Genomic DNA, 6,025 nt, shown 5'->3' on the forward strand with positions numbered 1-6,025 from the left:
CGCTTCGCCTGTCGCCCCTGCCCGCCGTGATCGCGGCCAGCGTCGTCCTGCTGTTCGCGGCGCTTGCCGGCGCTTTCTGGCGTCACGGCGCGGCGCTGCCGGGCCGCGTCGCGTGGCGAAACGCGGCGCTTCCGTTTCTCGTCGCGGCCATGACGGGCGCGGCGCTTCTCGTGCCGGCGATTCCGATCGAGACGCGCCTTCACATCGCCGGCGTCGGTTGGCCGAGCGCTGTCGTCGCCGCGCTTGTTCTCGTTCGCCGCCATGCCGGCGCGCGCGGCGCCGGCGCCATGATCGCACTAGCCGGCCTTGCGTTTCTCGTCATGGCGGAAGCCGCGGTGCGCCACGCGGATTACGCCGATACGTGGACGGCGCACGGCGTCGGCGAGGGCTTTGTCACCGACGAGACGCTCTTTTGGGCACCGAGAAATCTGTTCATCACGCCGAACGAAATCTCCGCGCCCAAGAGCAGCATCGTGAACAGGGTCCAGTTCCGCTCCGGCGCGACGACGGACGAAATCCCGCCGGACACGTTTCGCGTCGTCATCACCGGCGGCAGCAACGTGTGGGGCGACGGCATCGAAAATCTCGAGGACACGTGGGGCGAAAAACTCGAATCGCGCCTTGCCGAACGCACGGGCCGGCCCGTCGAGGTCGTGAACGCGGGCGTGAAGGGTTACAACCTCTTCCAGCTTCTCGTTCTGCACACGATGTACCTGCGCGATCTGCGCGGCGACGTGCTCGTCTTGTACCTCAACTACAACGACATCATGGCCGCCAAGGAGCGCGGGCCGTTCACGCTGCGCGAGCTTTGGGAGGCGCGACGCGGCGGCCGATGGGACGAGATCGAAAGCTACATGCGCAAGACCGGCCTTGCGCCCCGAACGTCCTGGCTTGGCCGCGTGCAGGACGCGCTGCACGAAAGCAGGCTCTACAACGGCGCCACGCGCGCGATCATCGCCTGGCGCGGCAAGCGCGTGGCGAGGGTCGCGGAAGCCGCGATCCGCACGATCAACCCGGTCGAGGATTACGTGAAAAATCTGGAAGAGATGGTGGCGCTGGCGCGTGAACGCGGGATGAAGGTCATTTTCGCGCCGGAGTTCGATTCGAACGTCGCGCGTTTCGGTACCGACGCGGGCTTCGGCTCCGGGGAAAACGGCGCGCGACCCGAAACCGGCCCCGGCTTCCTCGAATTTCGCCGCGCGATGGAGCAAACCGCCAATCGCCTCGGCGTTCCCTTTTGCCCGACGCACGCGAGCATGGCCGCCTCCCGCCCCGACCTCGACGCCCTCGTCTTCCCTTGGGACCCGGTGCATCTTTCGCCGACGGGCACGACGCGGCTGGCGGAGATCATGGACGAATGCCTTGTTGAAAAGGGAATGCTCGGCGACTGACGGCGCCTACGCCTGCGGCTCGACAATCACCTTGATCGAATCGGTGCCCTTGGCGACGAGGCCGAAGGCTTCCTGCGTTTTGGCGAGAGGCAATCGGTGCGTGATCATCGAGGCCACGTCGATGCGGCTTTCCGCGATCAGCTCCAACGCGGTGGCGTGGTCCGCCGGCGCACCGGCATAGCTTGTCGTCAACGTCACGTCCGTTCGCCAGAATACGTCATTGAAACGCAGCGGCACCGCGTGGTCCGGCGACGCGGGCGCGAAAAACAGCACCGTGCCGCCGCGATCGACGCACGCCAGCGCCTGTTCGATTGCCGCGGGCGCGCCCGCCGTCGTGATGACGATATCCGCGAGGCGCCCGTCATTCGCCGCGCGGAGGGTGTCGGGCGCGAGATCCTTCGCATTGATGGCGACCGTCGCGCCAAAGCGCGTCGCGGCATCGAGGCGTGAAGGCAGAATGTCCGTCGCGATGATCCGCCCCGCCCCGGCCGCGCGCGCCACCTGGATGTGCAGCAAACCGGAGATACCCGAACCGATGACGAGCACGCGCCGCCCCGGCGCGACCCCTGCGATACGCTGCGCGCGGAGAACGCACGCGACCGGCTCGGCGAATGTCGCCTGCTCGAACGAAACGCCGCCGGGAATCGGGAACGTGCCAAAACGGACGTTAATTTCGGGCACGCGCACGAATTCGCAAAAACCGCCGGGGGCGAAATTCGTCGAGCGCAGGGTGTCGCAGACCGTCTCGTGCCCGCTCATGCAATAGCGGCAGGCCATGCACGGCACGTGGTGCGCCACGACGACGCGATCGCCGATGCCAAATCGCGTCACGCCCTTGCCGACCTCAACGACCTCGCCGGCCACTTCGTGTCCGAGCACGAGCGGCGCCTTGTGCCGGCGATACCACTCCATAACGTCCGACCCGCACACGCCGCTCGCGTGGATGCGCACGAGCAACTCGCCCGCGCCCGCGCGCGGCGTGGGCTGCGTCTCGGTGCGAACGTCCGCGACGGAATAATACATCGCGACGCGGTGCGTTTCGGGGAGAGTTTGGCCGGTCGTCATGTTTTGTTTATCCGCAGATTACGCCGATTTTAAAGATTCCACGCAGGGTGTTTGGGTTTGCGATAGACTTCCAGACTTCCAGACTTCCAGACTTTCCGTCGTTCATACTTGTCCGTCCCATCTGCGGAATCTGCGTAATCTGCGGAATTCTTCCGTCATGCGCTCTTGCGCGCTCCACCTGTCTTCTCGGCTTCGTAGATCGCGTACGCCTCATCGATGCCGATGTTCTCGTGCACGATCTTGCGCACCGCTTTCACCATGCCGACCGGCGCGTCTGACTGGAAGATGTTGCGTCCCATGTCCACGCCCGCGGCGCCGGAGATGATCGCTTTTTTCGCCATCGCAAGCGCGTCGCGCTCCGGCAATTTCTTGCCGCCGGCGATGACGACCGGAACCGGCACGGACTCGACCACCTGTTCGAAGTCCTCGCAGTAATACGTCTTGACGATGTCCGCGCCAAGCTCCGCGCCGATGCGCGAGGCGAGCGCCAGGTAGCGCGCGTCGCGCACCATGTCCTTGCCGACGGCGGTCACCGCGAGCACGGGAATGCCATACGCGGCCGCCTGATCGACGAGGCGCGACAGGCCGATGAGCGTCTGCCGCTCGTGCGGCGACCCGACGAAGATCGACAACGCGACGGCGGACGCGTTCAGGCGGATCGCTTCCTCGATGCTGACCGAAATCTCCTCGTCGGAAAGATCGTCCTTCAAAACGCTGGTGCCACCGGAGACGCGAAGGATGATCGGCACGTCGCGGTTCGCGTCCACCTGATGACGCAGGATGCCGCGCGTCAGCATGAGCGCATCGGCGTACGCGACAAGCGGCTCGATCGTCTTGCCCGGGTTCTTAAGGCCGGTCGTCGGCCCCTGAAAATATCCGTGGTCGATCGCGAGCATCACCGATTTGCCCGTGTCGGGTTTGACGATGCGCGCGAGGCGGTTTTGCTTACCCCAGTCCATGTCCGCTCCCCGGGGCGCCGCGCGGCGCCCGACTGATGCGTTGATTTGCGGTTTCCCATACCACACGCGACGCGCTTTTTCCACGCGCGCGCGCCGGCGCGGGTACGCGGCCTTGACCGTACGCGGCGCGGTTTGCATGATCGCGCGGCCTGGACCCTGGGAGCGCCGTACCCCGGTTCGGCACGCATCCCGAATAAAAAAAAGGAAAACCATGTCAGGACCCGGACCCCAGGGCGCGTCGCCTCACGACAATCAGGACGCGCGCATCGCCGACACGCTTCGCAACGTCCGATACAAGCTGCTCGTCATGAGCGGCAAGGGCGGCGTCGGCAAGAGCACCGTCGCTGTCAATCTCGCCGTGGCGCTCGCGCGCGACGGCTTTGGCGTCGGCCTTCTCGACATCGACCTTCACGGCCCCAGCGTGCCGTACATGCTCGGCGTTCAGTCGATGCACCTCAAGCAGGAGGGCGACAAGCTGCTGCCGATCGAATACCTCGAAAACCTGAAGGTGCTTTCGATCGCGAACCTGCTCGACATGGAGGATCGCGCCGTCATCTGGCGCGGGCCGATGAAGATCGGCGCGATCCGGCAGTTCCTGGCCGACGTGAAGTGGGGCGAACTCGACTACATGATCATTGACGTGCCGCCGGGAACCGGCGACGAACCGCTGACCGCCGCGCAGACGTTCACGGGCGTCCAGGCGATCGTCGTGACGACGCCGCAGGACGTGGCGCTCGCCGACGTGCGCAAGTCGCTGGCGTTTTGCCGCAAGGTGGAAATGCCGATCCTCGGCGTCGTCGAGAATATGAGCGGCTACGACTGCCCCCAATGCGGCCACCATGCCGACCTGTTCAGCACGGGCGGCGGCGAAAGGCTCGCGGCGCGGGAGGGCATCGAATTTCTCGGCCGCCTGCCCCTTGACCCGGAGGTCGTGCGTTCGGGCGATCTCGGCCGGCCGTATCTGGCCGCGACGGACGCGACACCCGCCGCTCGCGCGTTTCGCGACATCGCGCGCCGCGTCGAGGACATCACGGCGAAACAGACGCCTAAGCTTCCCGGCGTGACGCGCGTGGCGTTTGTTTCGAAGAAAAACGGGGATGCCTAGAGGGACGCTCCCGTGCCCGCGCCCGTGCCCTGACGACCGCGGTTCGGAAATCGGTTTATTCGCGGATCCGCGCGAACAAAATTGTGACGCGTTCCTCATTCCCTAATCCCGAATCCCCATTTCCGACTTCGTTACGGGCTGATTGACATTTTCGACCGCATCGCGCAGACTTACGCGTCCTCAATGGACCATCCGCCCGCGAATTCCCGCGACGGCGAGCGGCCCCACGGGCCCGCGATATCATCTCCCGAACGATTCTGTTGCAGGCCAACCACGCCCACAAACAGGGCGCGGGGGAACCTGAAAGGTTTGTATGAATTTTGAAGAACTTGGGCTGACCGCCCCATTGGTGCGGGCCGTCCACAAGCAGGGGTATGTAAGCCCCACGCCGATCCAGAAACTCGCCGTCCCGCACGCGCTGGCCGGACGCGACGTGCTCGCCTGCGCCCAGACGGGCACCGGCAAGACGGCCGCGTTCGCGTTGCCGATCCTCCAGCTTCTGCACACCGCGACGCACCGCGCCGGCCGCCGCGCCCCGCGCGTGCTCGTCCTCGCGCCCACGCGCGAATTGGCCGCCCAGATCGGCGAGAGCTTTCGCGAATACGGGGCGCACACCGGCCTTTCGCACACCGTCATCTTCGGCGGCGTTTCGCAACAGGCGCAGGTGCGCGCGCTGCAAAACGGCGTGGATATCCTCGTCGCCACGCCCGGCCGTCTGCTCGACCTGATGAATCAGCGCCTCGCCGATCTTCGCGCGATCGAATTTTTCGTGCTCGACGAGGCCGACCGCATGCTCGACATGGGCTTCATCAACGACATCCGCCGCGTCGTGAAGGCGCTGCCGGTCAAGCGCCAGACGATGCTGTTTTCCGCCACCCTGCCCCCCGCCATCCGCGAGCTGGCCGGCGGCATTCTGATCGACCCCGTCTCCGTCGCGGCGACGCCTTCGGCCACCACGGTCGAGAGCATCGACCAGGCGGTGTACTTCGTCGAAAAGCCGGACAAGCCCCAGCTCCTCGCGCAAATCCTCGCGCGCCCGGACGTGACGCGCGCCATCGTCTTCACGCGCACCAAGCACGGAGCGGACGCCGTCGTTCGCAAGCTTTCGCGCGCGAGGATCGCTTCCGCCGCGATCCACGGCAACAAGTCGCAGAACAACCGCGTGCGTACCATCGAGGCGTTCAAGTACGGCAAGCCGTACGTGCTCGTGGCGACCGATATCGCCAGTCGCGGCCTGGATATCGACCAGGTCAGCCATGTGGTCAACTTCGACCTGCCGCACGAGCCCGAAGCCTACGTGCACCGCATCGGACGCACCGGCCGCGCGGGTGAAAGCGGCATCGCGATCTCGTTTTGCGCCGCGGAGGAGCGCTCGGACCTGGCCGCCATCGAACGGCTGATCCGCCGCGAGCTGACCGTGGAGAAAAACCACGAGTTCCATTCCGACGCCGCGCCCGCGAAGCCCGCGCCCAAGCAGGCGCGCGGCCCGAAATCGCCGCGGCCTG

Annotated in this window: 5 protein-coding genes; 3 read left to right on the forward strand and 2 right to left on the reverse strand. The window is 66.0% G+C overall.

The window, feature by feature from the left end; genetic code table 11:
- The coding region (locus K8I61_06260; GenBank protein MBZ0271619.1) for a hypothetical protein at positions 1 to 1,391 on the forward strand (1,391 nt) is incomplete at its 5' end.
- 6 nt (positions 1,392 to 1,397) lie between these two features.
- Here the strand turns inward: K8I61_06260 and K8I61_06265 are convergent.
- Together K8I61_06265 and lsrF are read right to left on the reverse strand one after the other, a co-directional pair.
- Entirely contained in the window at positions 1,398 to 2,414 is a 1,017-nt protein-coding gene (locus K8I61_06265; protein ID MBZ0271620.1) for an alcohol dehydrogenase catalytic domain-containing protein, read from the reverse strand.
- 197 nt (positions 2,415 to 2,611) lie between these two features.
- Positions 2,612 to 3,415 (reverse strand): 3-hydroxy-5-phosphonooxypentane-2,4-dione thiolase, encoded by an 804-nt coding sequence (gene lsrF / locus K8I61_06270; GenBank protein MBZ0271621.1) that lies wholly within the window; start codon positions 3,413 to 3,415, stop codon positions 2,612 to 2,614.
- Between the two features lie 211 nt (positions 3,416 to 3,626).
- Here lsrF and K8I61_06275 point away from each other — a divergent pair, with 211 nt between their 5' ends.
- Together K8I61_06275 and K8I61_06280 are read left to right on the forward strand one after the other, a co-directional pair.
- Positions 3,627 to 4,520 (forward strand): Mrp/NBP35 family ATP-binding protein, encoded by an 894-nt coding sequence (locus K8I61_06275; GenBank protein MBZ0271622.1) that lies wholly within the window; start codon positions 3,627 to 3,629, stop codon positions 4,518 to 4,520.
- 313 nt (positions 4,521 to 4,833) lie between these two features.
- The coding region (locus K8I61_06280; protein ID MBZ0271623.1) for a DEAD/DEAH box helicase at positions 4,834 to 6,025 on the forward strand (1,192 nt) is incomplete at its 3' end.

It is taken from the genome of bacterium (assembly GCA_019912885.1).
GTDB lineage: Bacteria > Lernaellota > Lernaellaia > JACKCT01 > JACKCT01 > JAIOHV01.

Coding starts and splice junctions, on each gene's coding strand:
- K8I61_06265 (MBZ0271620.1), bottom strand. CDS start 2,414: ATGTATTATTCCGTCGCGGACGTTCGCACCGAGACGCAGCCCACGCCG.
- lsrF (MBZ0271621.1), bottom strand. CDS start 3,415: ATGGACTGGGGTAAGCAAAACCGCCTCGCGCGCATCGTCAAACCCGAC.
- K8I61_06275 (MBZ0271622.1), top strand. CDS start 3,627: ATGTCAGGACCCGGACCCCAGGGCGCGTCGCCTCACGACAATCAGGAC.